At 38.5% G+C, this 23,401-nt stretch carries 28 protein-coding genes and 2 rRNA genes; 29 read left to right on the forward strand and 1 reads right to left on the reverse strand.

Features of this window, described 5'->3' with window-relative positions; translation table 11 throughout:
• From FB379_RS14415 to rsmI, 12 genes are all read left to right on the forward strand, one after another.
• Positions 1-94 (forward strand): 23S ribosomal RNA (locus FB379_RS14415); the annotation flags it as partial.
• A gap of 138 nt (positions 95-232) precedes the next feature.
• Positions 233-348 (forward strand): 5S ribosomal RNA (gene rrf / locus FB379_RS14420).
• Between the two features lie 120 nt (positions 349-468).
• A complete protein-coding gene (locus tag FB379_RS14425; RefSeq protein ID WP_063387602.1) occupies positions 469-672 on the forward strand; it encodes a sigma factor G inhibitor Gin in 204 nt (67 codons plus the stop codon).
• Positions 673-753: 81 nt separating this feature from the next.
• On the forward strand, positions 754-2,193 hold the full coding sequence (locus FB379_RS14430; protein ID WP_144598259.1) for an aminotransferase class I/II-fold pyridoxal phosphate-dependent enzyme: 1,440 nt from the start codon (positions 754-756) through the stop codon (positions 2,191-2,193).
• Between the two features lie 5 nt (positions 2,194-2,198).
• Positions 2,199-2,834: a dTMP kinase gene (tmk, locus tag FB379_RS14435; RefSeq protein WP_063387600.1), complete on the forward strand. Its 636-nt coding sequence runs from the start codon at positions 2,199-2,201 to the stop codon at positions 2,832-2,834.
• A 109-nt stretch (positions 2,835-2,943) separates the two neighbouring features.
• A complete protein-coding gene (locus FB379_RS14440; RefSeq protein WP_063387599.1) occupies positions 2,944-3,273 on the forward strand; it encodes a cyclic-di-AMP receptor in 330 nt (109 codons plus the stop codon).
• Between the two features lie 12 nt (positions 3,274-3,285).
• Positions 3,286-3,726, forward strand: coding sequence for a YaaR family protein (locus tag FB379_RS14445; RefSeq protein ID WP_144598260.1), 441 nt, complete (start codon positions 3,286-3,288; stop codon positions 3,724-3,726).
• 16 nt (positions 3,727-3,742) lie between these two features.
• A complete protein-coding gene (gene holB / locus FB379_RS14450; protein ID WP_063387597.1) occupies positions 3,743-4,735 on the forward strand; it encodes a DNA polymerase III subunit delta' in 993 nt (330 codons plus the stop codon).
• A 2-nt stretch (positions 4,736-4,737) separates the two neighbouring features.
• Positions 4,738-5,565, forward strand: coding sequence for a competence/sporulation regulator complex protein RicT (ricT, locus tag FB379_RS14455; protein WP_063387596.1), 828 nt, complete (start codon positions 4,738-4,740; stop codon positions 5,563-5,565).
• Between the two features lie 13 nt (positions 5,566-5,578).
• Complete coding sequence (gene yabA / locus FB379_RS14460) at positions 5,579-5,944, forward strand: DNA replication initiation control protein YabA (protein WP_063387595.1); 366 nt, start codon at positions 5,579-5,581, stop codon at positions 5,942-5,944.
• Between the two features lie 72 nt (positions 5,945-6,016).
• Positions 6,017-6,754 (forward strand): tRNA1(Val) (adenine(37)-N6)-methyltransferase, encoded by a 738-nt coding sequence (locus tag FB379_RS14465; RefSeq protein ID WP_066247199.1) that lies wholly within the window; start codon positions 6,017-6,019, stop codon positions 6,752-6,754.
• A gap of 48 nt (positions 6,755-6,802) precedes the next feature.
• Entirely contained in the window at positions 6,803-7,678 is an 876-nt protein-coding gene (gene rsmI / locus FB379_RS14470) for a 16S rRNA (cytidine(1402)-2'-O)-methyltransferase (protein WP_066247202.1), read from the forward strand.
• 31 nt (positions 7,679-7,709) lie between these two features.
• Here rsmI and FB379_RS14475 read toward each other — a convergent pair whose 3' ends face one another.
• Positions 7,710-7,994 carry an AbrB/MazE/SpoVT family DNA-binding domain-containing protein gene (locus FB379_RS14475; RefSeq protein WP_063387592.1) on the reverse strand — a complete coding sequence of 95 codons (285 nt, stop codon included), beginning with the start codon at positions 7,992-7,994 and terminating at the stop codon, positions 7,710-7,712.
• 315 nt (positions 7,995-8,309) lie between these two features.
• Here FB379_RS14475 and metG point away from each other — a divergent pair, with 315 nt between their 5' ends.
• The 17 genes from metG (at position 8,310) to FB379_RS14560 (ending at position 23,380) form a co-directional block, all read left to right on the forward strand.
• Positions 8,310-10,253, forward strand: a complete 1,944-nt coding sequence (gene metG / locus FB379_RS14480) for a methionine--tRNA ligase (protein WP_094244833.1) — start codon at positions 8,310-8,312, stop codon at positions 10,251-10,253.
• A gap of 96 nt (positions 10,254-10,349) precedes the next feature.
• Complete coding sequence (locus FB379_RS14485; protein WP_063387590.1) at positions 10,350-11,117, forward strand: TatD family hydrolase; 768 nt, start codon at positions 10,350-10,352, stop codon at positions 11,115-11,117.
• Positions 11,118-11,352: 235 nt separating this feature from the next.
• Positions 11,353-12,540, forward strand: a complete 1,188-nt coding sequence (locus tag FB379_RS14490) for a G5 and 3D domain-containing protein (RefSeq protein WP_066247264.1) — start codon at positions 11,353-11,355, stop codon at positions 12,538-12,540.
• Between the two features lie 129 nt (positions 12,541-12,669).
• Positions 12,670-13,278 carry a ribonuclease M5 gene (rnmV, locus tag FB379_RS14495; RefSeq protein ID WP_186439261.1) on the forward strand — a complete coding sequence of 203 codons (609 nt, stop codon included), beginning with the start codon at positions 12,670-12,672 and terminating at the stop codon, positions 13,276-13,278.
• Positions 13,232-14,110, forward strand: a complete 879-nt coding sequence (gene rsmA, locus FB379_RS14500) for a 16S rRNA (adenine(1518)-N(6)/adenine(1519)-N(6))-dimethyltransferase RsmA (RefSeq protein ID WP_063387589.1) — start codon at positions 13,232-13,234, stop codon at positions 14,108-14,110. The genes rnmV and rsmA overlap by 47 nt, the downstream gene beginning before the upstream one ends.
• A gap of 75 nt (positions 14,111-14,185) precedes the next feature.
• Positions 14,186-15,082 carry a sporulation peptidase YabG gene (gene yabG, locus FB379_RS14505; RefSeq protein WP_063387588.1) on the forward strand — a complete coding sequence of 299 codons (897 nt, stop codon included), beginning with the start codon at positions 14,186-14,188 and terminating at the stop codon, positions 15,080-15,082.
• A gap of 190 nt (positions 15,083-15,272) precedes the next feature.
• On the forward strand, positions 15,273-15,539 hold the full coding sequence (gene veg, locus FB379_RS14510; protein WP_063387587.1) for a biofilm formation stimulator Veg: 267 nt from the start codon (positions 15,273-15,275) through the stop codon (positions 15,537-15,539).
• Between the two features lie 136 nt (positions 15,540-15,675).
• Positions 15,676-15,864, forward strand: a complete 189-nt coding sequence (locus tag FB379_RS14515) for a small, acid-soluble spore protein, alpha/beta type (protein ID WP_063387586.1) — start codon at positions 15,676-15,678, stop codon at positions 15,862-15,864.
• A gap of 149 nt (positions 15,865-16,013) precedes the next feature.
• Positions 16,014-16,883 carry a 4-(cytidine 5'-diphospho)-2-C-methyl-D-erythritol kinase gene (gene ispE / locus FB379_RS14520; RefSeq protein WP_063387585.1) on the forward strand — a complete coding sequence of 290 codons (870 nt, stop codon included), beginning with the start codon at positions 16,014-16,016 and terminating at the stop codon, positions 16,881-16,883.
• Positions 16,884-16,939: 56 nt separating this feature from the next.
• Positions 16,940-17,761, forward strand: a complete 822-nt coding sequence (purR, locus tag FB379_RS14525) for a pur operon repressor (RefSeq protein WP_063387584.1) — start codon at positions 16,940-16,942, stop codon at positions 17,759-17,761.
• Between the two features lie 35 nt (positions 17,762-17,796).
• Positions 17,797-18,171: a 2-iminobutanoate/2-iminopropanoate deaminase gene (gene ridA, locus FB379_RS14530; protein ID WP_063387583.1), complete on the forward strand. Its 375-nt coding sequence runs from the start codon at positions 17,797-17,799 to the stop codon at positions 18,169-18,171.
• A gap of 160 nt (positions 18,172-18,331) precedes the next feature.
• Positions 18,332-18,625 (forward strand): septation regulator SpoVG, encoded by a 294-nt coding sequence (spoVG, locus tag FB379_RS14535; RefSeq protein WP_063387582.1) that lies wholly within the window; start codon positions 18,332-18,334, stop codon positions 18,623-18,625.
• Between the two features lie 652 nt (positions 18,626-19,277).
• A complete protein-coding gene (glmU, locus tag FB379_RS14540; protein ID WP_063387581.1) occupies positions 19,278-20,657 on the forward strand; it encodes a bifunctional UDP-N-acetylglucosamine diphosphorylase/glucosamine-1-phosphate N-acetyltransferase GlmU in 1,380 nt (459 codons plus the stop codon).
• Positions 20,658-20,676: 19 nt separating this feature from the next.
• The gene (locus tag FB379_RS14545) at positions 20,677-21,633 is read left to right on the forward strand and encodes a ribose-phosphate diphosphokinase (protein WP_063387580.1); all 957 of its coding nucleotides are present in this window, start codon (positions 20,677-20,679) and stop codon (positions 21,631-21,633) included.
• Positions 21,634-21,823: 190 nt separating this feature from the next.
• Entirely contained in the window at positions 21,824-22,438 is a 615-nt protein-coding gene (locus FB379_RS14550; protein ID WP_144598261.1) for a 50S ribosomal protein L25/general stress protein Ctc, read from the forward strand.
• Between the two features lie 80 nt (positions 22,439-22,518).
• A complete protein-coding gene (gene pth, locus FB379_RS14555) occupies positions 22,519-23,076 on the forward strand; it encodes an aminoacyl-tRNA hydrolase (RefSeq protein ID WP_144598262.1) in 558 nt (185 codons plus the stop codon).
• Between the two features lie 76 nt (positions 23,077-23,152).
• Positions 23,153-23,380 (forward strand): anti-sigma-F factor Fin, encoded by a 228-nt coding sequence (locus FB379_RS14560; RefSeq protein ID WP_063387577.1) that lies wholly within the window; start codon positions 23,153-23,155, stop codon positions 23,378-23,380.
• Positions 23,381-23,401 lie beyond the last annotated feature (21 nt).

The following is a 23,401-nucleotide window of genomic DNA, read 5'->3' on the forward strand; positions in this document are numbered from 1 at the left end:
AGATCCCTTGAAGATGACGAGGTAGATAGGTCCGAGGTGGAAGCGTGGTGACACGTGGAGCTGACGGATACTAATCGATCGAGGACTTAACCAAGTAGGAGCATCTATTCGTGAAGGAACCGTTATCTAGTTTTGAAAGAATGATATTCAAAAAAGTGTTGACAACTGCGATCAAAAAGTTATAATATTAGTTGTCCATCGAACTGAATGGAACAATGAATACAATAATTTGCTTGGTGGCAATGGCGAAGAGGTCACACCCGTTCCCATCCCGAACACGGAAGTTAAGCTCTTCAGCGCCGATGGTAGTGAGGGTTTGTCCCTTGCGAGAGTAGGACGCTGCCAGGCAAAAAGAAAAAGAGCGGCGATCGATGCTGCTCTTTTTTTATATGAAAATAAATAAAAAATTCCAAAAATTGCATAGATTATATTTATTTTGGACATAATGAAGGTGGAGGTGGAGAAGGAATGACTTACAGTCAACAGAGTGAAATAATTGGGGAAACGTGTGTGATCTGTGATAAGCAAAAAGAGAAGGGCATTCATTTATATTCAAGTTTTATTTGCACGGATTGTGAAAAGGACATGGTGCAGACTGATACGAGTGACCGGAAATATCAATATTTTGTTGAGCAATTAAAAAAAGCGGCAGCTTCCAAAATTTATTCTTAACTTGGCTATAAACAGATGGTCAAGTTTTTCTTTTTGTTATAATGAAATTATGCAGCAAATAGAAAAGGGCGATGAAAGCAGATGGGAAAAATTCGTACTCCTTTGTATAATGCTTTAATTCAACATCGTCAGTTAAATCCTCTTTCATTTCATGTACCTGGTCATAAAAACGGGATTCTTTATGATCCAAATCAGTTTCCGCATTTTCGGCAAACGCTTCAGCTGGATTTGACTGAGATTGCTAATTTAGATGATTTATATGCGTCTGAAGGGATCATTAAAGAGGCGCAGCAGCTTGCAGCAGAACTATATGGAGTATCGTCAACATATTTTTTAGTGAATGGTTCAACGGTCGGAAACTTGGCAATGATTCTTGCTAATTGTCAAAAGGGGGATGTCGTATTCGTTCAACGAAATAGTCATAAATCAGTGATGCATGGATTAGAGCTGGCCGGTGCAAAGCCTGTTTTTTTATCTCCCAAGTTCGATGAAGGTTTTCAAGTGCCTTCTTATGTACCAGTTGAAACGGTAAAGAAAGCTTTTCAAAAATATCCTCAAGTAAAAGCGATCATTTTGACAAGCCCTACCTATTACGGTTTAACATATACAAAATTAAATGAACTTATTCAATTTGCTCATTCCCGCCGTGTTCCGGTATTAGTCGATGAAGCTCATGGGGCTCATTTGATCGCAAGTTCTTCGTTTCCGAAATCAGCTGTTTCGGTTGGTGCAGATGTTGTCGTACAATCTGCCCATAAAACATTGCCTGCTATGACAATGGGAGCATTTTTGCATGTAAACAGCAAATTGGTGAATGAGGAAAAAATTAGCCATTATATACATATGCTGCAAACAAGCAGTCCGTCTTATTTGATTATGGCCTCACTTGATTTAGCAAGAGCGTATGTCGAGGATATGTTAACGAAGGAAGAGGAATTGAATCAAACTTTGCATAAATATGTGGAGATCTTTCAACAGCTTGACTATATCGATATAGTGTCTTCGAAGGATCCTTTTGTGGCTGTTGATCCTTTAAAACTGACAATTCGTTCACAAAATGCCATGTCAGGTTATGATTTAATGGAGCTTTTTGAAAAAGCACGTATTTATCCTGAGCTTGCCGATCCTCTAAATGTTTTGTTTGTGCTTCCGTTTGCTAAAGAGTTTCAAGATACTGGACACTTTTCGAAAGTCAGTGACATATTAAAAAATACCCAAACAAGCAAGATGGAATGGGGTCTTCAGAAGGAAGTACAAATAGACGAAATCAGCCAGCTATCTATTTCTTACGAGGCAATGGAAAACTGTACAAAAACATTTGTATCATTAGAAGAAGCGATAGGAGAGATCTCTGCTGAAATGATTATTCCTTATCCGCCGGGAATACCGCTTTTGATGAGGGGAGAAAAAATTACAAAAAATCAAATTGAAGCGTTGAAAAGGTTAATGAAGCTGCGTGCTAATTTTCAAGGAGGAAAGAAATTAGCAGAAGGCCTTATTTCTATTTTCAGGAAAAGGTGATCTTAATGAAAGGAATTTTTATTACGTTTGAAGGACCTGAAGGAGCGGGGAAAACGACAATTATTAAAAAGCTTGAAAAAAAGTTAGAAAAAGAAGGAAAAGACGTTGTCGTGACGCGCGAGCCAGGCGGTATTGTCATCAGCGAGAAAATTCGGGAAATTATTCTTCATAAAGAACATACAGAGATGGATGCAAGGACCGAGGCGCTTCTTTATGCTGCCGCGAGAAGACAGCATTTAGTCGAAAAAGTAATTCCCGCTCTTCATAAAGGAAAAATTGTACTTTGCGATCGATTCGTTGACAGTTCTTTAGCCTATCAAGGGTATGCAAGAGGTCTCGGGATTCAAGAGGTGCTTGAAATAAATCAATTTGCAATAACCGGCATGATGCCCAATCTTACGCTGTTTTTTGATATTTTGCCGGAAAAAGGATTAGCAAGAATAACTAGCAATCAAAATCGAGAAATCAATCGACTTGACTTGGAAAAATTGGATTTCCATCAAAAGGTTTATGAAGGATACAAGAAAATCATTGAAATGTTTCCGAATAGAATAAAAGTGATCAATGCAGATCAGCCTTTGGAAAAAGTTTTTTTTGAAGCGGAGAGTGCATTGGACTTATTTTGGAAGGAAACATTGTAGTCATATCGTTCTCAAGCTTGATATAATGAAGAAAAATTGATATTCGCTGCAAAATGTCCTGGCAAGATGTCCTGCTTTTCCGTTTTTATTAATAAGGAGGCTTTTCCGTATGAAATTGATTATGGCTGTTGTCCAGGATCAAGATAGCAACCGCTTATTAAAAGCCCTGACGGAACATAACTTTCGTGTGACAAAGCTTGCAAGCACCGGGGGATTTTTAAAGTCCGGCAACACTACTTTTATTATTGGAACAGAAGACATTCGTGTGCAAAAAGCGCTCGATATCATTAAAACGAACTGCCAATCTCGCCAACAGCTTGTTGCTCCAGTTTCACCGATAGGCGGGAATACCGACTCTTACGTTCCCTATCCGCTTGAAATTGAGGTTGGCGGTGCAACTGTTTTTGTCCTTCCAGTTGAACAATTTCATCAATTTTAAAGGTGAGAGCAAATGAAAGTAAATGAAGATTTAAGAACAATACTGCCTAAACAAACAATTGAACAGAACGGAACACAAAACAGATCTAAAATATTTTCTCAAATGGTTGAAAAGCATGAATCCAAGCTCCATGAAGAACAATGGAAACAGCTTTTAAATGAACTGGAGAAAGCCGGAGAACGTCTAAGTAAATCGAGAAATATGCATGATTTGTCTAAGTTTAAAAGATTAGTAAAGCGGCTTATTCGTGAAACGATTGAATTCGGAATGGGTGTCAAAGAATCAAAGAGCTGGGATTTTTATGGGAACAGACGGAATTTAAAAATCGTTTCCCAAATTGACCAAAAGCTGGTGGAATTGACCGAAGAAATTTTAAATAAAGAAAAAGATGCCGTAAACATTTTAGGGAAAATAGGGGAAATAAAAGGGCTGATCGTGAATTTATATACGTAAGCGAGTGGTACAATAAATGAAAACATGGGAAGAACTCGAAAAACTTCAGCCAAAAGTATTGAAAATAATACAAAATTCTTTTAAGAAAAATAGATTGGCCCACGCCTATTTATTTCAAGGGAAAAAGGGCACAGGAAAAAAGGATGCTGCTTTTTTAACTGCAAAAAGTTATTTTTGCGAGCATTTGGAGAAAAATTATAAACCGTGCGGACAATGTTCAAACTGCAAGAGAGTTGAGAGCGGAAATCATCCTGATCTTCACTTTATAGAGCCTGATGGCTTATCAATCAAAAAAGAACAAATAGAAGCATTGCAGAAGGAATTTGCAAAAACGGGCGTTGAATCGAACCGGAAGCTTTATATCATATCTGGATGCGACCAGATGACTGTCAATGCGGCCAACAGTTTATTGAAATTTTTGGAGGAACCGACGGAAGGAACAATGGCAATATTAATAACAAATCAAGTTCATCGAGTGTTGCCGACAATTCTTTCTAGATGCCAAATATTAACCTTCCAACCCATTCCCCCAAAAATGATTCAGCAGGAACTTGAGAAAAAAGGAACTCCAAGTCATATAGCTGCCCTCGTCAGTCAAGTTACCAATAATATTGAAGAAGCATTTTCACTTAGCCGTGACGATTGGTTTGCGGAAGCAAGAACCAAAGTGATAAAATTATATGAAGTATTGGACTCCCGTCCCGACCATGCATTGCTTTTTATTCATAATCATTGGGTGCCTTTTTTTGCAGATAAAGAGCAAATGGAAATGGGACTGGATTTTCTCCTATTTTTATATAAAGATTTATTATCAATTCAAATCGGAAATGAAGATGACGTTGTTTATTTAGATATATTGCCAATGTTAAAACAGCAAGGGCTAAAGCTTGGCCAACGAACTGTTTTACACCAAATCGTCTCCATTTTGAATGCAAAAAAACGGTTAAATTTCAATGTTAATCCGCAGCTTCTTATGGAAGATTTGGTTTTAACATTGCAGGAGGGATAAGCTTGTATGATGTTGTAGGAGTTCGCTTTAAAAAGGCGGGAAAAATTTATTATTTTGATCCAAATGGTTTTGATATACAGCTTGATGATTATGTCATTGTTGAAACAATCAGAGGGATTGAATATGGAAAAGTAGTAGTCAGCAAAAAACAAGTGGAAGAGCATGATATTGTGCTTCCATTAAAGAAAGTCATTCGGAAAGCTGATGAAAAGGATCGGATGATTGTCCAAGAAAACAACAGGGCAGCAAAAGAAGCGATGGATATTTGTTTAAAAAAAGTAGAAGAACACGGTTTAGAGATGAAGCTTGTCGATGTAGAGTATACATTTGACCGCAACAAAGTCATTTTTTACTTTACTGCTGACGGGCGTATTGATTTTCGCGAGCTTGTAAAAGATTTGGCCTCTATTTTTAAAACGAGAATTGAACTTCGACAAATCGGGGTGCGAGACGAAGCGAAAATGCTTGGCGGAATCGGCCCCTGTGGAAGAATGCTATGCTGCTCCACATTTTTAGGGGATTTTGAGCCTGTTTCGATTAAGATGGCGAAAGATCAAAATTTGTCTTTGAATCCTACAAAGATTTCGGGGTTATGCGGAAGATTAATGTGCTGCTTAAAATATGAGAATGATGAATATGAAACAGCAAAAGAGCAACTTCCGGATATTGGAGATACTATAGAAACTCCGAATGGAACAGGAAAGGTTGTCGGACTAAATATTTTAGAACGTGTGCTGCAAGTTGAACTGATCAATCGCGATCGCGTCGTTGAATACACATGGGAAGAATTAATACAAGACGATGCTGTTTCTATGGAGTTCACAGATTAGAGGTGGAAAACCAGTGAACAAAAAAGAAATTTTTGATGCTGTGACATTGCTGGAGGAACAAATTGGTTATTTGTACCGCCAATTAGGAGAATTAAAGCAGCATATAGGAGAATTAATTGAAGAAAACCAACATTTAAAATTGGAAAACGACCACTTGCGCAAACGAATGTCTTCTTTTGATCAAATGAATTTGAAACAAGAAGAATTGAAAAGCGCTAAGAAGAAGGAAAAAAAGCTTGGACATATAGATATTGGCGAAGGGTATGATAACCTGGCAAGACTTTATCAGGAAGGATTTCATATTTGTAATCTGCATTATGGCAGTGTAAGGAAAGATGGAGATTGCCTGTTCTGCCTCTCATTTTTAAATAAAAAGTAAGTGCAGCTTCCTTTTCAGGAGGCTTTTCTTATGACTAGGACGAGTAAGTAATCTCAAGAAAGGGAAATTTACATGGTATATTTGCACGATGATGAAAGGCTGGATTATTTGTTAGCGGAAGATTTGCGCATCATTCAAAGTCCTTCAGTTTTTGCATTTTCTCTCGATGCAGTTCTTCTCGCAAAATTTGTGTATGTCCCGATCCAAAAAGGGAATTTGATTGACCTTTGTACAGGAAACGGGGTGATTCCACTTTTATTAAGCACAAGAACAAAAGGAACGATCACAGGAGTGGAAATACAAAAGCGGCTGTTTGATATGGCTGTCAGATCTGTCCAATATAATCACCTTGAACATCAAATAAAGATCATTCACGGCGACATTTTGGACATGCCGAAACAGCTTGGGTATGGGAAGTTCGATGTTGTAACATGCAATCCCCCTTATTTCAAAACGCCGGGACAAGAAGAGTTAAATAAAAACGAATATTTTGCGATTGCAAGGCATGAAATATTATGCACTCTTGAAGATGCTATACGTGTAAGCAGCCAATTGGTAAGGCCGGGGGGAAAAGTTGCCTTTGTCCATCGTCCAGGACGATTTTTAGAAATGATCGAACTCATGAAAAAATATCGAGTGGAACCGAAAAGAATTCGCTTTGTATATCCAAAGCTTGGAAAGGAAGCAAATACTTTATTAGTAGAAGGAATAAAAGATGGGAATCCTGATTTAAAAATTCTACCCCCATTGATCGTTTACGATGATCAAAACAATTATACGGATGAAGTTCAAAAAATATTGTACGGGTAAATAAAATGTGACTAAAGCGGAATGTATAAATTATGGTGGTGAATAGGGATGTGGCAGCAAAAAAGCTATGCGGAAGATGTAGAGAAGGGCGCACTATATTTAGTGCCGACGCCGATCGGAAATTTAGAAGATATGACGTTCCGTTCAATCCGTGTGTTAAAAGAGTGTGACGTTATTGCAGCGGAGGACACGAGACAAACGAAAAAATTATGTCATTATTATCATATTGATACAAACATCATCAGCTATCATGAACATAATAAAAATTCGAGTGGAAGACAGATCATGAAAATGATTGAAGAGGGGAAAAAAGTTGCACTTGTCAGCGATGCCGGCATGCCAACCATTTCTGATCCAGGAAGTGAGCTTGTTCAGCTAGTTTTAGACCATCATTATCCGGTTATACCGCTTCCGGGGGCTAATGCTGCATTAACGGCATTGATCGCTTCAGGAATTGCGCCTCAGCCTTTTTATTTTTTTGGATTTTTACATCACAAGAAAAAAGAAAAGAAAAAACAATTGGAGCAATTAAAAAATAAGAAAGAAACCATTATCCTTTATGAATCTCCTCATCGACTCGTTGAAACGTTAAAGGATATTCATGAATTTTTTGGCAATAGGAAAATAGCTGTTGCTCGAGAGTTAACAAAAATGTATGAGGAGTTTGTGAGGGGGACAGTTGATGAACTATTAGATTGGGCGGAAAATCATGAAATCAAAGGGGAGTTTTGTTTAATCATTGAAGGCAGTCAAGAAAATACTCCCGATGATAACAAAGAAACATGGTGGAGTAAATGGACGATTAAAGAACATGTTGAACATTATATAGAAAAAGGCTATCCATCAAAAGAAGCGATCAAATTGGCCGCATTGGATCGAAATTTGCCAAAACGGGAAGTGTATCAGGAGTATCATTTGAAATAAAAGTCCCTGAATAGTAGGGACTTTTAACTTTTTATTTAGAAGATTCCAAAATGGTTTGGATTTCTTTTAAAATTTGCTCTGCACCTTCGCGGCTAAGAACAATTTTTCCGCCTGCAAGCTGGAAGTTATCATCAGAAACTTCTCCAGTTACTTGACAAGTCATGCTAGGTTTATATTTTTTCAAAATGATGCGGTCGTCATCCACATAAATTTCTAAAGCATCTTTTTCAGCAATTCCTAATGTTCTGCGCAATTCAATCGGAATAACTACGCGTCCCAACTCATCAACTTTACGAACAATTCCAGTAGATTTCATAAAATTTGTCTCCTCCCATTTGTAAAATAAAGATTTATCGCCTATATACTCCCTTTTTCGCCATTATTCGACATTTGCGATTGTCAATTAATAGAATAACAGTTTTTCCAATAAACGTCAATCCTTTTGATTCGAAATACTGTTCAATTTAAATAACTGTGTAAATCTTATAAGATGATGAAAGATTATGTATATTTTCTTGATAAAACAGGCTATGATGGTATCATAGAATATGTAATCAATGCTTGGTTTTGTCGCTCTCGTCCAACTGACGAGAGCTTTTCTGTAATGTAGTGGCAAAGGAGGATTAATATTGTGGAAAACAGAAAAAAAACATTTTATTTAACGACGCCCATTTACTATCCGAGCGATAAATTACATATCGGTCATGCGTATACAACGGTAGCCGGCGATGCCATGTCGAGATATAAACGCCTTCGCGGTTATGATGTCATGTATTTAACGGGAACTGACGAGCATGGGCAAAAAATCCAGCGAAAAGCGGAGGAAAAAGGAGTATCTCCTAAAAAGTATGTTGATGATATTGTTTCAGGGATTAAAGAATTATGGAAAAAATTAGATATTTCCTATGATGATTTTATAAGAACGACTGAAGAGCGACATAAGAAGGTAGTAGAAAAAATTTTCGACCGTCTAGTAAAGCAGGGAGATATTTATTTAGATGAGTATGAAGGATGGTACTGTACGCCTTGTGAATCGTTTTTTACAGAAAGACAGCTAGTGGACGGAAATTGCCCTGATTGCGGCCGCCCTGTTGAGAAGGTAAAAGAAGAGTCTTATTTCTTTAAAATGAGCAAATATGTCGACAGGCTTCTGCAATTTTATGAAGAAAATCCAGAGTTTATTCAGCCGGAATCAAGAAAAAACGAAATGATCAATAACTTTATAAAGCCTGGGCTGGAAGATTTGGCGGTATCCCGGACGACTTTTGACTGGGGCATTAAAGTTCCTGGTAATCCAAAACATGTTATTTATGTTTGGATTGACGCATTGACAAACTATATTACGGCGCTCGGCTACGGAACCGAGAATGAAGAAAAATTTAAAAAATATTGGCCTGCAGATGTTCATTTAGTAGGGAAAGAGATTGTCCGCTTTCACACGATATACTGGCCGATTATGCTCATGGCGCTTGATCTGCCTCTTCCTAAAAAAGTGTTTGGACATGGATGGCTGTTAATGAAGGACGGAAAAATGTCTAAATCAAAAGGAAATGTTGTGGATCCAGTTACATTGATTGACCGTTATGGGCTTGATGCTTTGCGCTATTATTTGCTGCGTGAAGTTCCGTTTGGAGCGGACGGAGTATTTACTCCTGAAGGCTTTGTGGAGCGCATTAACTATGATTTAGCTAATGACTTAGGAAACTTACTAAACCGAACGGTGGCCATGATCGATAAATATTTTGACGGCATTGTAAAAAAAGAACAAGCGGATGAAACGCCTTACGATGAGGCTCTTCGCACATTCAGAACCGAAACAGTTAAAAAGTACGAAGAAGCCATGGATAAAATGGAGTTTTCCGTTGCGCTGACAGCCCTATGGCAATTTATTGGCCGGACAAATAAATACATTGATGAGACGGAGCCTTGGGTACTGGCAAAAGACGAGTCAAAAAGAAATCAGCTTGCATCCGTCATGTATCATTTGGCTGAGTCGCTTCGACATATAGCCGTTTTATTAAAACCATTTTTAACAAAAACACCGGATAAAATTTTTGCGCAAATAGGTGTAGAGGACGATCATTTGAAAAATTGGGAATCCATTCATAAGTTTGGGCAGCTGGAAGAGGTTCGGGTGCAAAAAGGAGAGCCGCTGTTTCCGCGTTTAGATATTGAACAGGAAGTGAACTATATAAAAGAGCAGATGAAAGGATCGGCACCTGAGGCTAAAAAAGAAACAGCAGATGATGAGAATGAAATTACAATTGATGATTTTATGAAAGTGGATTTACGCGTGGCGGAGGTTATTCAAGCGGAGAGAGTAGAAAAAGCAGACAAGCTGTTAAAACTTCAGTTGGATTTAGGATCTGAAAAACGCCAAGTTGTTTCTGGAATTGCTAAATATTATCAGCCTGAACAATTAATCGGCAAAAAAGTTATTTGTGCAATAAATTTAAAACCGGTAAAATTGCGTGGAGAATTGTCGCAAGGAATGATTTTGGCAGGGGAAGAAAACGGAACCTTGTCGCTTGCTACCGTCGATTCAGATTTACCGAATGGAACGAAAATCAAATAAATTTGTCGAAGAATGTTTTTTTGGGGTGTTTCACGTGGAACACCTCTTTCCCTTTTATCGAAAAAGGGAAAAAATGATTGGAAAGGATGTCAAAATATGCTGTTTGATACTCATGCACATTTAAATGCGGTGCAATTTGAGGAGGATTTAAACGAAGTAATTGACCGGGCACTTCAAGAAAAAGTGGAAACTATCGTTGTTGTCGGCTTTGACCGCGAAACAATTCCAAAGGCTATAGAGCTTTCTGAAAGGTATGACTTTATATATGCAGCTGTCGGCTGGCATCCGGTTGATGCCATTGATATGACGGATCACGATTTAGATTGGTTAAGAGAGCTTTCCAGCCATCCGAAAGTTGTCGCACTAGGTGAAATGGGCCTGGATTATCATTGGGATAAATCACCTAAGGATGTGCAAAAAGAAGTGTTTCGCAAGCAAATTGCATTAGCAAAGGAAGTACAGCTGCCGATCATTATTCATAACAGAGAAGCAACTGCAGACATTGTTCAAATATTAAAAGAGGAAAATGCGAAGGAAGTAGGCGGAGTCATGCATTGCTTTTCCGGAAGCTTAGAGGTTGCCAAGCAATGTATGGACATGAATTTCTATATTTCGTTCGGCGGTCCTGTTACATTTAAAAATGCAAAAAAACCAAAAGAAGTAGCTGCGGAAATTCCATTGGACCGATTATTAATTGAAACCGATTGTCCTTATTTAACCCCTCATCCATTCCGTGGCAAACGGAATGAACCAAGCTATGTCAAATATATCGCAGAAAAAATTGCAGAGCTGAAAGGACTCACCTTTGAAGAAATAGCAAAAATTACAACCAGAAATGGAAAAAAATTATTCGGCATTTCATGATAAAGATTTCTGTCGAAGCTTGTTCAAGCTTGTCTGAAAAAAGAATGATTCAAAAAAGTTCTACACGTCTTCTTTTCCTCATAGGATAAACGTGTCGAGAAGTCTTTCTTCACTTTTTGTTCAAACTTCAAGATAATAGTTACAAAAAACGAGAAAAGTGCAGGAGGGTTGACAGGTTTAAAAATACTCTATATAATCTCACGGAGGAGAAGGAGGCGTTTTCGTGATTGAAAACATGAAAAATATGGTATCCAACCTTTCCAAGAGAAAAAAGTATGTCCTTTCTGCAGTCGGTGTATGTTTAATTGGCACAGGAGCAACGTATGGGGGATATGAAGGAACAAAAGATACTGTTAGAGTCACTATTGATGGGAAAACAGAGGAAGTAAGGACCCATGCAGACCAAGTCAGTGATCTTTTGAAAGAATTAGATATAAAATTACAAGCTAATGATTATATTTCTCATGCGAAACATCGGGACATTCAAGACAACATGAATATAGTGATAAAATATGCCAAACCTGTCCAGCTGATTGTAGACAATGAGCGAAGGAAGATTTTCACAACTGCTGATACGGTAGAAGATGTTTTAAGGCAGCAAAAAATTTCCATTACCGAAAAAGATGAAGTTCTACCAGCATTAGATGCAAAAATTGAAAAAAACATGGAACTAAAGGTGAATAAAGCGCATCTTATCACTTTAAATATTGGTGGGAAAAACCAACAGATTTGGTCTACTTCGACTACTGTCGCTGACTTTTTAAAGGAACATAACGTAAAATTGAACCCAATGGATAAAGTAAAACCTGGGCTAACAACAGTGTTAAATAAAAACACAAATGTAGAAATTACCAGAGTAGAAAAAGTCACCGATGTAGTGGAAGAACCAATTGTATTTAAAATCGTTCAACGTACAGATAAAAATTTAGCTGAAGGAACGAAAAAAGTGATTCAAGAAGGCGAAAAAGGAACACGCCAAAAACAGTTTGAAGTCATTTTGGAAAATGGAAAAGAAATTTCCCGTAAGCTTATAAAAACTGTAACAACGAAGGAAAGCAAAGATAAAATTGTTGTTGTCGGGACAAAAGCTTCTTCGCAGCCTGCACTAGCTTCAAGAGGAACTGGCAGCAAGTCTAAAGAATTTTATGTGACGGCTACTGCATATACAGCATCCTGCAATGGCTGTTCAGGCACAACAGCAACGGGGTACAATTTGCGCTCAAATCCAAATGCAAAGGTAATCGCAGTTGATCCGTCTGTCATTCCGCTCGGATCAAAGGTGTATGTTGAAGGATACGGATATGCAGTTGCCGCCGATACTGGTTCAGCAATTTCCGGAAATAAAATTGACGTATTTTTCCCAAATAAGTCTCAAGCATATCAATGGGGTCGAAAAAAGGTCAAAATAAGGGTTTTACGTTAATTTTATCGAGTGCTGTTTTGACAGAGGGTTTCGACCCTCTGTTTTTTTACGGTATAATTGGAAATCAGTAGCCTTTTATACAATTTGACGACAAATATTACAAAAAGGTTTCAAGTTTTGGAGGAAAAAATGAAAAAAAAAATAAAAGAAATTATTATCGTTGAAGGTAAAGATGATACGCTGGCAATAAAAAGAGCAGTGGACGCCGATACGATTGAAACGAACGGCTCTGCCATTAATCAATCGATTATTGAACAAATACGCCTTGCCCAAAACACGCGGGGAGTTATTATTTTTACGGATCCTGACGCTCCGGGAGAAAAAATTCGCAAAACAATAGCTGAACATGTTCCTGGATGCAAACATGCCTTTTTGCCACGCAATGAGGCCAGAGCAAAAAACGGGAGAGGAATTGGCGTTGAGCATGCCAGCGCAGAATCTATTCGGAAAGCGCTGCGTTCGGTGAGAGAGGAAATGAACGAATGGAAAAGCAGCATTTCCATGTTAGATTTGATTTTTTATGGTTTAATTGGCGGTCCAACGGCAAAAAAGCGGAGGGAAAAGCTTGGAGAGCGGCTAAAAATCGGCTATGCTAACGGAAAACAGCTAATGAAACGCTTGGCAATGTTTCATATTACGAAAGAAGCGTTTTTGGAGGCAATTGAGGCGATCTTAAAGGAGGAAGAGGCAGATGGAAAAAGAAATAGCAACGTTAAGCCGAACGAAACAAATTCTTGAAAAATACAGCTTTTCTTTTAAAAAAAGCTTAGGGCAAAACTTTATTGTGGAACCGAACATATTGCATCGAATGATTGAGCGTGCAGGTGTAACAGAAGAAACAGGAGTCATCGAAATAGGTCCAGGGATCGGCGCATTAACAGAACAATTAGCAAAAAATGCTAAGAAAGTTATTGCCTTTGAAGTCGATGGCAGACTGCTTCCGATTCTTGAAGAAAATTTAGCTCCATATTCAAATATCGAAATCATTTATCAAGATGTATTAAAGGCAAACCTCCACGAAATCATTGAAAAAAAATTGAACAATTGCCGTGAAGTCATGGTAGTCGCCAATTTGCCATACTATATCACCACGCCGATCATTATGAAGCTTTTGGAAAACCGTTTGCCACTAAAAGCGATCGTCGTCATGCTTCAAAAAGAGGTGGCAGAACGAATGACAGCCAAACCGTCAACAAAAGATTACGGCTCATTATCCATTGCCGTCCAATATTACACTGAAGCGAAAACGGTTATGTCGGTGCCGAAGACAGTATTCATCCCTCAGCCAAACGTGGATTCGTCTGTCATTCGCCTCGATTTGCGTCCAGAACCGCTTATTCATGTCAAAAATGAAGCATTTTTCTTTCAAGTAGTAAAAGCAAGTTTTGCTCAAAGAAGAAAAACGTTATTGAACAATTTACTCAACAACTTACCCAATGGGAAGGCGAATAAAAACATAATTGAAGAATGTTTGACATCAGCAGGAATCGATGGAAAGCGCAGGGGGGAATCATTGACCATTGAAGAATTTGCTTTATTGAGCGACAGACTTTACGAAATATTTAAATAGGGTAAATCACCATTTTGAAAAGCAAGACATACGTTAAAGAAGAAAAGAAAACTATTCCCGTTCGGAGTGAACATTATGCTAATAAAGCCGGGGATGATAGTGGCCAGAAAGTCTTATCAGTGCGATTTGCTTTTTCGGATCTTAGAAATAAAAAAGGATCATACTGGCCGTCTGATTGCCCTTATTTCAGGACAGGACGTCCGTTTAATTGCTGATGCCCCTTATGACGACTTAGTCATCATGAATAAAGAAGAACAAAAAATACGTGAAAAACAAGAAAGGGAAAAAATAGAAAATACGCTTTATCTCCTGAAGCAAGATTATGATCTATCTCGTGAAAAACAAGAATTTTACGCTTCGTCCGAATTTGAATATCAAAATGAATGTTTTCATATTCCAGGCAGAGTATTACATGTAGATGGCGACCCCAATTATTTGGAAAAATGCTTAAATTTATACGAAAAAATTGGTGTTCCTGTTCACGGCATACATTTAAAAGAAAACGAAATGGCTGATCATATTGATGAGCTTTTAGAAAAATATCGGCCGGATATACTAGTCATTACTGGACATGATTCTTATTCGAAGCATAAAGGGACAATATTGGATTTGAATGCTTACCGACACTCGAAGGATTTTATTAAAACGGTCAGGAAGGCGCGGAAAAAAATTCCCGGGCTTGATCAGCTGATTATTTTTGCCGGTGCATGCCAATCTCATTTTGAGTCATTAATAAGAGCTGGGGCCAATTTTGCAAGTTCACCGTCAAGAGTGAACATTCATGCTTTAGATCCTGTGTATATTGTTTCTAAAATCAGCTTTACTCCTTTTGTAGAACGTATTAATGTTTGGGATGTACTTCGAAACACCTTGTCGCGGGAAAAAGGATTAGGAGGCATTGAAACAAAGGGCGTCATGCGGTCAGGTTTACCATTTAACCGATATATTGAGGAAGCAGGTCAAAACGAATAAACGTTTGGACTGCTTTTTTTTTTTGGATAAATCCATATAATTTTTGCAAAAACGGGAAAACTATGACAAGTATTAGAGAAATTTGTTGAAAAGAAAACGTTGACACAGATGTTTAAAGGCTGTTATAATAAAAAATTTATTTGACTTATTAGTCGATTCTGTGTATAATGAACTTTGTGAGGTGGTTCCAATGGCAAAAACGTTATCCGATATTAAACAAGCTCTCGATTCTAATCTAGGCCGTCGATTAACATTAAAAGCGAATGGCGGACGTAGAAAAACAATTGAACGTTCAGGCGTTTTAGCCGAGACGTATCCATCGGTTTTTGTGATTGAACTTGACCAGGAAGAAAATGCTTTTGAACGCGTTTCATACAGCTATGCAGATGTGTTAACGGAAACAGTCCAAATTACTTTTATAGATGAAAACAACAATGTTGCAATGGGCGGGCAGTAAACGAAATTTGTTTGCTGCTTTTATTTTTTTCTCTGGCATTTTTTTAAAAGCATAAATCAAGCTTTTCGCTTGAAACTAACAGTAAGCGGATAAAATCCGCGGGAATGTCTGTTTTTATTTAAGGGGGAGTCAAAGAATGGCTAGACGCCGAGGCATTATGTCAGAAAGCTTTAAGTATGAATTGGCTAAGGAATTGGGCTTTTATGAAACGGTCAAAAATGAAGGATGGGGAGCCATTCGGGCTCGTGATGCCGGAAACATGGTAAAACGGGCGATCGAGATTGCAGAAGAGCAATTGGCTAAGCAAAACGGCAAAACTTTTTAAAAGCAGACATTCGGGTGGCCGGCTCATAGTTTGGGCCGGCATTTTTTTGTGTTTTCAATGGACGGATTTTGTCGAATTATGCTATTATATCCCTATTTATGGTACAATGTGAATACATTTTGTCAGAACGAAAAAGTAGGTGAATGTATTTGCGAGTATTGGAAAAAGCTCCGGCAAAAATTAATTTATCTTTAGATGTTTTACATAAAAGATCTGACGGATACCATGAAGTGAATATGGTCATGACGACCATAGATCTAGCTGATCGAATCGAGCTGAAGCTTCTTGATGAAAATAAAATACGTATCATATCGCATAATCGATTTGTGCCAGATGATGATCGGAATTTAGCTTACCAAGCGGCACAGCTTTTAAAGGACCGTTTCGGGATTCAAAAGGGTGTGGCAATCACGATTTCAAAGTGCATCCCTGTTGCTGCGGGCCTTGCAGGAGGGAGCAGTGATGCAGCAGCAACGTTAAGGGGATTAAATAAACTATGGAATTTGGATCTTTCCCTTGATGATCTTGCGAAACTTGGAGCAGAAATTGGTTCAGATGTTTCTTTTTGTGTTTACGGAGGCACAGCTGTGGCGACCGGAAGAGGCGAAAAAATTGAGCTGATTGATCCTCCTCCGCATTGCTGGGTCGTATTGGCGAAGCCTGATATCGGTGTGTCCACTGCTGAAATTTACCGACATTTGAAGATAAATGACATTGAGCATCCTGATGTTAGTGGAATGGTCAAAGCGATAAAGGATCAAAATTATCAAGAAATCTGTGCGAAGCTTGGAAATGTCCTTGAGTCGGTCACAATGAAGATGTATCCGGAAGTTGCTTTGATTAAAGAACAAATGAAACGTTTTGGAGCTGATGCTGTTTTAATGAGCGGAAGCGGACCGACAGTATATGGACTTGTTCAACACGAGTCGAGGCTTCATCGTGTTTATAACGGCTTGAGGGGATTTTGCGATCAAGTGTATGCAGTCAGAATGCTTGGGGATCGGATAGCCCTTGATTAAATGCGAATATTAAGTTATATTTACTTTAAAAACATTCGGGATTTGGAGGTTCGTCTATGAAATTTAGACGCAGTGGGAGACTTGTCGATATGACACACTATTTGCTTCATCATCCACATGCGCTCATCCCATTAACTTTTTTCTCTGAACGGTACGAATCAGCTAAATCCTCCATTAGCGAGGATTTAGTGATCATAAAGCAAACCTTTGAGCAACAAGGGATCGGAACTTTAATCACAACCCCAGGCGCAGCTGGCGGTGTCAAATTTATTCCGAAGGTGACGAGGGACGAAGCAAATGGAATTATTCAAAGACTGTGCGAGAAAGTCTCAGACCCCAGCCGGCTTTTGCCTGGAGGTTATTTATATTTAACAGATTTACTGGGAAATCCAAAAATGATGAATCAAATCGGGCGTTTATTTGCTTCGGTTTTTGCGAATCGTACAATTGATGTCGTCATGACTGTAGCTACGAAAGGAATCCCAATTGCTTATGCAGTTGCCAGCTATTTGGATGTTCCCTTTGTCATCGTTCGCCGTGACAATAAAGTGACAGAAGGGCCGATGGTAAGCATTAATTATGTTTCAGGCTCTTCGAAAAGAATCCAAACTATGACGCTTGCAAAGAGGAGCTTAAAAGAAGGATCGAATGTGTTAATTGTTGACGACTTTATGAAGGCCGGAGGAACGATCAACGGCATGATCAGCATGCTGTCTGAATTTGGCGCAAATGTTTCAGGAATTGGGGTTCTTGTGGAATCAGAAAGCGTGGATGAACGGCTTGTAAATGAATATATTTCCATTTTAAAACTTTCCGATATGAATGAAAAGGAACGATCCATACAAGTTAGTAAAGGAAATTATTTCGATTTCCTCTAGCATAAAAATAATGAATCGTAAGGGAGTGTTTCAAAATGAAAGTCGTTTCAACAAAAAAGGCTCCGGCTGCAATCGGACCATACTCTCAAGGAATTATTGTGAATAACATGTTTTATAGCTCTGGACAAATTCCTTTAACCCCTGAAGGAAACTTGGTACAAGGAGATATTAAAGAACAGACTCACCAAGTTTTCGCGAATTTAAAGGGTGTATTGGAAGAAGCAGGCGCTTCGTTGGAAACTGTTGTCAAAGTAACCGCATTTTTAAAAGATATGAACGATTTCGCTGCTTTTAATGAAGTATATGGGGAATATTTTCAAACGCATAAGCCTGCTCGGTCATGTGTGGAAGTTGCAAGACTTCCGAAAGATGTCCTCGTTGAAATTGAAGTGATTGCTTTAGTTAAATAAAAGGTTGATTGTTCAGGATCCGTTTTGCGAATCGGATCCTTTTTTATTTTTTTATTTTTCCCAAAAATTTTTTGTGTGAAAAGAAGGAAAATTTAAAAATCCGTTGAATTGTTGAATTATGGTTACTAAAGTTTTTGCGAAGAAAAAGGTGGTGAACAGGATGGAAGTGACAGATGTAAGATTGCGCCGCGTCAATACAGAAGGTCGGATGAGAGCGATTGCGTCCATAACATTGGATAATGAATTTGTCGTCCACGATATACGTGTAATTGACGGAAATAACGGCCTTTTTGTAGCAATGCCTAGTAAACGTACACCGGATGGAGAGTTTCGAGACATTGCACATCCTATTAATTCAAATACTCGCGGTAAAATTCAAGACGCTGTTCTAGCTGAATATCACCGTTTAGGTGAGACGGAAGATTTTGAATATGAAGAAGCAGGGGCTTCATAAAAATATGATGTAAAAGAAGGGGCTTAAAGCATTCAGCTTAAGACCCTTTCTTTTTTAAAGGATCTGTTCACTAATACGATTTAGTAAACGTTTGCAAAAGAATAGATGGCCTCCTTTGTTTTTCTTACATACTCAATTGTTATGCAGCTATTGATCATCAAGTCTGATGGTTGTATAGGAAATGGTATTTGTTTCAAAAATTAATGTTCATACATCGGCATTTGAAAAAATGCAGAGCTGTAAATCGTAAATCAACTTCATTGAACAACAATGCATCCAAGTATAACCTTCTACGTTCAGCCACTGTCAGAAAATTTGGTTCATCGAAAGGAAGCAATCGAATAAATCAAAAAACTTTAGGCAATGTTGTTCTGCTGAAATGAATTTTTTTTTGTTAAGGCCTCCAATCAGGCGTTCTTTTCCTTCTTGTTTTTTCGTCAAAGTATTAAAACCGACCTTTAGAGAAGAGGGAAGAAGCATAAAATTTAGGGCTTCCTCGTAGATTTTTAATAAAATTCCTATCCTATTTCTGTACCTTTTTCGAGAAAAATAGAGTGAAACGGAAATTTACGGAATCACACAAGATTTCTTGAAATAGAACATTATTTAAGATAAGATTTTTATGGATAAAAAGGGTATTGGAGGCCTATAAATGGAGAAATGTTTTGCAGTCATCTTAGCAGCCGGGCAAGGAACAAGAATGAAATCAAAGCTCTATAAAGTGCTGCATCCTGTTTGCGGTAAACCTATGGTACAGCATGTGATAGACAATGTTTCCAAGCTTCAAGTTGACGAAATCATTACCGTCGTCGGTCATGGTGCGGAAAAAGTAAAATCAGAGCTCGGCGAACAGACATTGTATGTTTTGCAGGAGCAGCAGCTTGGAACTGCTCACGCTGTTTTGCAGGCGGCTCAATATCTTGAGGGGAAAGAAGGAACGACAATTGTTGTTTGTGGCGATACGCCGCTGATCACCAGCGAGACGTTTGAAAAATTGTTAAAGCATCATCTGGAAACGAAAGCAAAAGCCACCATTCTGACAGCAGAAGCGGATGATCCGACTGGATATGGACGAGTGATCCGCAATGAAGAAGGGCTGGTTGAAAAAATAGTTGAGCATAAAGATGCTACAGAAAGTGAACGTCTTGTGACAGAAATTAATACGGGAACTTATTGCTTTGATAACGCTTCCTTATTTGAAGCTTTAAAGCATGTCAATAATGACAATGCGCAAGGCGAATATTATTTGCCGGATGTAATTGAGATTTTGAAGGAAAAAGGCGAAATCATTTCAGCGTTTCAAACAGATTCTTTTGAAGAAACGTTAGGGGTAAACGACCGCATAGCGCTTTCGCAAGCGGAGCTTATTATGAAAAGGCGAATCAATCAAAAGCATATGAAAAACGGAGTTACAATTGTCGATCCTGATAATACATATATATCAGTAGATGCAGAGATCGGACAAGATACTGTCATTTATCCGGGTACAGTCATTATCGGTAAAACGGTCATCGGAGAGGAATGTGAAATCGGTCCCAACTCCGAAATTAAAGATTGCCAAATTGGCCATAATACGAACATCCGTCATTCTGTTGTTCATGACAGTCAGATCGGAAATCAGGTTAACATCGGTCCGTTCGCACACATTCGCCCAGCCTCCGTTATTGACGATGGAGTAAAAATTGGGAATTTTGTCGAAGTCAAAAAATCTAAAATTGGAAAAGAATCGAAAGCATCCCATTTAAGCTATATTGGAGATGCAGAAGTTGGGAATGGGGTGAATCTTGGCTGCGGTTCGATAACAGTTAACTATGACGGGAAAAATAAATATTTAACGAAAATCGAAGACGGAGCCTTTATTGGATGTAATTCAAACCTTATTGCGCCGGTTACGATTGGCGAAGGAGCATATGTAGCAGCCGGATCAACTATTACAGATGACGTCCCTGGCAGCGCATTATCGATCGCAAGGGCTCGTCAAGTGAATAAAGAGAGATACGTCATCGAAAAAATGAATGGTAAAAAATCGTAATTTGGAGGGTCCCTTTACAATGACAAAAAATCGTTATAAAGACGAAAATTTAAAAATCTTTTCTTTAAACTCAAACGCAGCCCTTGCCAGGGAGATCGCGGATATAGTAGGAGTCGATTTGGGAAAAAGTTCGGTTACGAGATTTAGTGACGGGGAGATTCAAATTAATATTGAAGAAAGCATTCGCGGCTGCGATGTATACGTGATCCAATCGACAAGTGATCCAGTCAATGAGCATTTAATGGAATTGCTCATTATGATTGATGCGCTTAAACGTGCATCTGCCAAAACCATTAATATTGTTATGCCATACTATGGTTATGCGCGGCAGGATCGGAAAGCACGTGCAAGAGAACCTATTACTGCTAAGCTTGTTGCGAATTTATTGGAAACTGCAGGCGCGACAAGGATGATTACTCTTGATTTGCATGCTCCGCAAATCCAAGGTTTCTTTGACATTCCTATCGATCACTTAATGGGAGTGCCGATTTTAGCAGATTATTTCTTGGAAAAACGCTTTGATGATATTGTCATTGTTTCTCCTGATCATGGCGGTGTGACGAGAACACGAAAAATGGCAGATCGGCTGAAGGCGCCAATTGCCATAATCGATAAGCGCCGTCCTAAGCCAAATATGGTTGAAGTTATGAACATTGTTGGGAATGTCGAAGGCAAAACAGCCATTTTAATTGATGATATCATCGATACAGCAGGAACGATTACGCTTGCGGCAAATGCTCTAGTAGAGCATGGGGCAAGGGAAGTTTATGCCTGCTGTACACATCCGGTGTTGTCTGGACCTGCGATAGAACGAATTCAAAACTCGAAGATTAAAGAGTTAGTCGTAACGAATTCAATCGCTTTGCCGGAAGAGAAAAAAATTGAAAAGCTGATTCAGCTTTCTGTCGCTCCATTGCTAAGTGAAGCGATCATCCGTGTTCATGAAAAACAATCGGTCAGCGTGCTTTTTGACTAATATTTTGTCTTTGACTTTTAAACGATTTTAGCAGATTATAATATTATAGGGATCTTCTTTGCGAGTTGTGAGTTGATTATTTCTTTCATTAGCATGTTTAGACTTTGTGATGATGGGAAACCAATAGTAGTAAGAAGGCTTTTTTCGAATTGAGTTATTAGAAAAAAAGTCTGAAAGAAAGGGGATTACCATGACAGCAGTCATACATGCAAAAGAAAGAAAATCATTTACCAATTCGTCAAGAAGAAAAGCTAGAAAGCAAGGACAAATTCCAGCCGTAATTTACGGAAAAAAACAAGAGAACAAAGCGATTTTAGTGAGCGAATCGGAATTGTTAAAAATTTTGCGCGAACAAGGGCGCAATGCGATGTTGAACATTCAGCTTGACGGCGAAAACCATCAAGCCCTCCTGTACGAACTGCAGCATGACCCAATGAAAAACACGATTATACATGCGGATTTTTATGTTGTCGATATGGATGATGAAGTAGATATCGAAGTACCAATTGTCTTAATTGGAGAAGCAAAAGGAGTAAGAGAGGGCGGTGTGCTGCAGCAGACAACACATGAGGTGGAAGTGAGAGCGAAACCTGCTCATATTCCTTCGGCGATTGAAGTCGATGTAACAAACTTAGAAATAGATGATACAATCCATGTACAAGATATTCAAACAGATGGACAGTTTAAAATTTTAGATGAGCCTGAAACGGTTGTGGCAACCATCCTGCCGCCGGAAAATGAAGAATTGGATACGGCTGATGAGCAAAAAAGTGAAGAGAAGGAAGACGGAGCTGTAGAAGAATAAATTAGGCGTAACCTATTTTGGTTACGTCTTTTATGCTATTAATTGTCATCTCACTATCATAAAAAATTGGGGGACATTTCATGAAAGTAATAGCAGGGCTTGGCAATCCTGGAAAAAAATATGAACAAACTAGACATAACGTTGGGTTTATGGTAATTGATGAATTATCAAAGCGTTTAAACATATCTTTAAATGAAAGCAAATTTAACGGGATATACGGTATCGGTCATTTTTCAAATGAAAAGATATTATTGATAAAACCGCTTACATTTATGAATTTATCGGGTGAATGCATTCGTCCTTTACTGAATTATTACAATGTCCCAACTGAACAGTTGGTTGTAATATATGACGATTTAGATTTGCCTGTAGGCAAGATTCGCCTTAGAATGAAAGGGAGTGCTGGTGGTCACAACGGAATGAAATCTATCATTCAGCATTTAGGTTCGGAAGATTTTAAACGGATTCGAATTGGGATTGGCTGTCCGAAACACGCGATGGATATCGTCGACTATGTATTAGGAAAATTTACAGAAGAAGAAATGCACCATATTCAACATTCCGTTGATCGATCGGCTAGTGCATGTGAAAAATGGATACACACTCCATTCTTAGAAGTCATGAACGAATACAATTAACAAACGTATAAAAATGGCTCCTGCCGTTCATAATAATCATAAAACCTTTCATTCCACAAGTGCAGGAGGTTGGAGGATGCCGCTTCATTATTATTGCCGCCATTGCGGCGTCAAAATTGGTAGCATTGAAAAATCTGTTTTTAGCGTCGATTTAGGATTTCATCATTTAACGAACGAAGAGCGGAAAGAAATGATCGAGTATCTTCCAAACGGTGATATTCATGTCAAAAGTATTTGTGAAGATTGTCAGGAGGCGCTAGAGCGAAATCCCGATTTTCATCAATATGAAAATTTTATACAGTAAAAGCTTTGGAAACTTGATTTC

It is taken from the genome of Aeribacillus composti, from assembly GCF_007827555.1.
Taxonomy (GTDB): Bacteria; Bacillota; Bacilli; order Bacillales; family Aeribacillaceae; genus Aeribacillus; species Aeribacillus composti.

Coding starts and splice junctions, on each gene's coding strand:
- FB379_RS14560 (WP_063387577.1), top strand. CDS start 23,153: ATGCCGCTTCATTATTATTGCCGCCATTGCGGCGTCAAAATTGGTAGC.
- FB379_RS14475 (WP_063387592.1), bottom strand. CDS start 7,994: ATGAAATCTACTGGAATTGTTCGTAAAGTTGATGAGTTGGGACGCGTA.
- ridA (WP_063387583.1), top strand. CDS start 17,797: ATGAAAGTCGTTTCAACAAAAAAGGCTCCGGCTGCAATCGGACCATAC.
- spoVG (WP_063387582.1), top strand. CDS start 18,332: ATGGAAGTGACAGATGTAAGATTGCGCCGCGTCAATACAGAAGGTCGG.
- rsmA (WP_063387589.1), top strand. CDS start 13,232: ATGGAAAAAGAAATAGCAACGTTAAGCCGAACGAAACAAATTCTTGAA.
- pth (WP_144598262.1), top strand. CDS start 22,519: ATGAAAGTAATAGCAGGGCTTGGCAATCCTGGAAAAAAATATGAACAA.
- FB379_RS14515 (WP_063387586.1), top strand. CDS start 15,676: ATGGCTAGACGCCGAGGCATTATGTCAGAAAGCTTTAAGTATGAATTG.
- FB379_RS14490 (WP_066247264.1), top strand. CDS start 11,353: ATGAAAAATATGGTATCCAACCTTTCCAAGAGAAAAAAGTATGTCCTT.
- glmU (WP_063387581.1), top strand. CDS start 19,278: ATGGAGAAATGTTTTGCAGTCATCTTAGCAGCCGGGCAAGGAACAAGA.
- FB379_RS14485 (WP_063387590.1), top strand. CDS start 10,350: ATGCTGTTTGATACTCATGCACATTTAAATGCGGTGCAATTTGAGGAG.
- purR (WP_063387584.1), top strand. CDS start 16,940: ATGAAATTTAGACGCAGTGGGAGACTTGTCGATATGACACACTATTTG.
- FB379_RS14445 (WP_144598260.1), top strand. CDS start 3,286: ATGAAAGTAAATGAAGATTTAAGAACAATACTGCCTAAACAAACAATT.
- FB379_RS14425 (WP_063387602.1), top strand. CDS start 469: ATGACTTACAGTCAACAGAGTGAAATAATTGGGGAAACGTGTGTGATC.
- FB379_RS14545 (WP_063387580.1), top strand. CDS start 20,677: ATGACAAAAAATCGTTATAAAGACGAAAATTTAAAAATCTTTTCTTTA.
- yabG (WP_063387588.1), top strand. CDS start 14,186: ATGCTAATAAAGCCGGGGATGATAGTGGCCAGAAAGTCTTATCAGTGC.
- rnmV (WP_186439261.1), top strand. CDS start 12,670: ATGAAAAAAAAAATAAAAGAAATTATTATCGTTGAAGGTAAAGATGAT.
- FB379_RS14465 (WP_066247199.1), top strand. CDS start 6,017: ATGGTATATTTGCACGATGATGAAAGGCTGGATTATTTGTTAGCGGAA.
- FB379_RS14430 (WP_144598259.1), top strand. CDS start 754: ATGGGAAAAATTCGTACTCCTTTGTATAATGCTTTAATTCAACATCGT.
- FB379_RS14440 (WP_063387599.1), top strand. CDS start 2,944: ATGAAATTGATTATGGCTGTTGTCCAGGATCAAGATAGCAACCGCTTA.
- tmk (WP_063387600.1), top strand. CDS start 2,199: ATGAAAGGAATTTTTATTACGTTTGAAGGACCTGAAGGAGCGGGGAAA.
- FB379_RS14550 (WP_144598261.1), top strand. CDS start 21,824: ATGACAGCAGTCATACATGCAAAAGAAAGAAAATCATTTACCAATTCG.
- rsmI (WP_066247202.1), top strand. CDS start 6,803: ATGTGGCAGCAAAAAAGCTATGCGGAAGATGTAGAGAAGGGCGCACTA.
- veg (WP_063387587.1), top strand. CDS start 15,273: ATGGCAAAAACGTTATCCGATATTAAACAAGCTCTCGATTCTAATCTA.
- holB (WP_063387597.1), top strand. CDS start 3,743: ATGAAAACATGGGAAGAACTCGAAAAACTTCAGCCAAAAGTATTGAAA.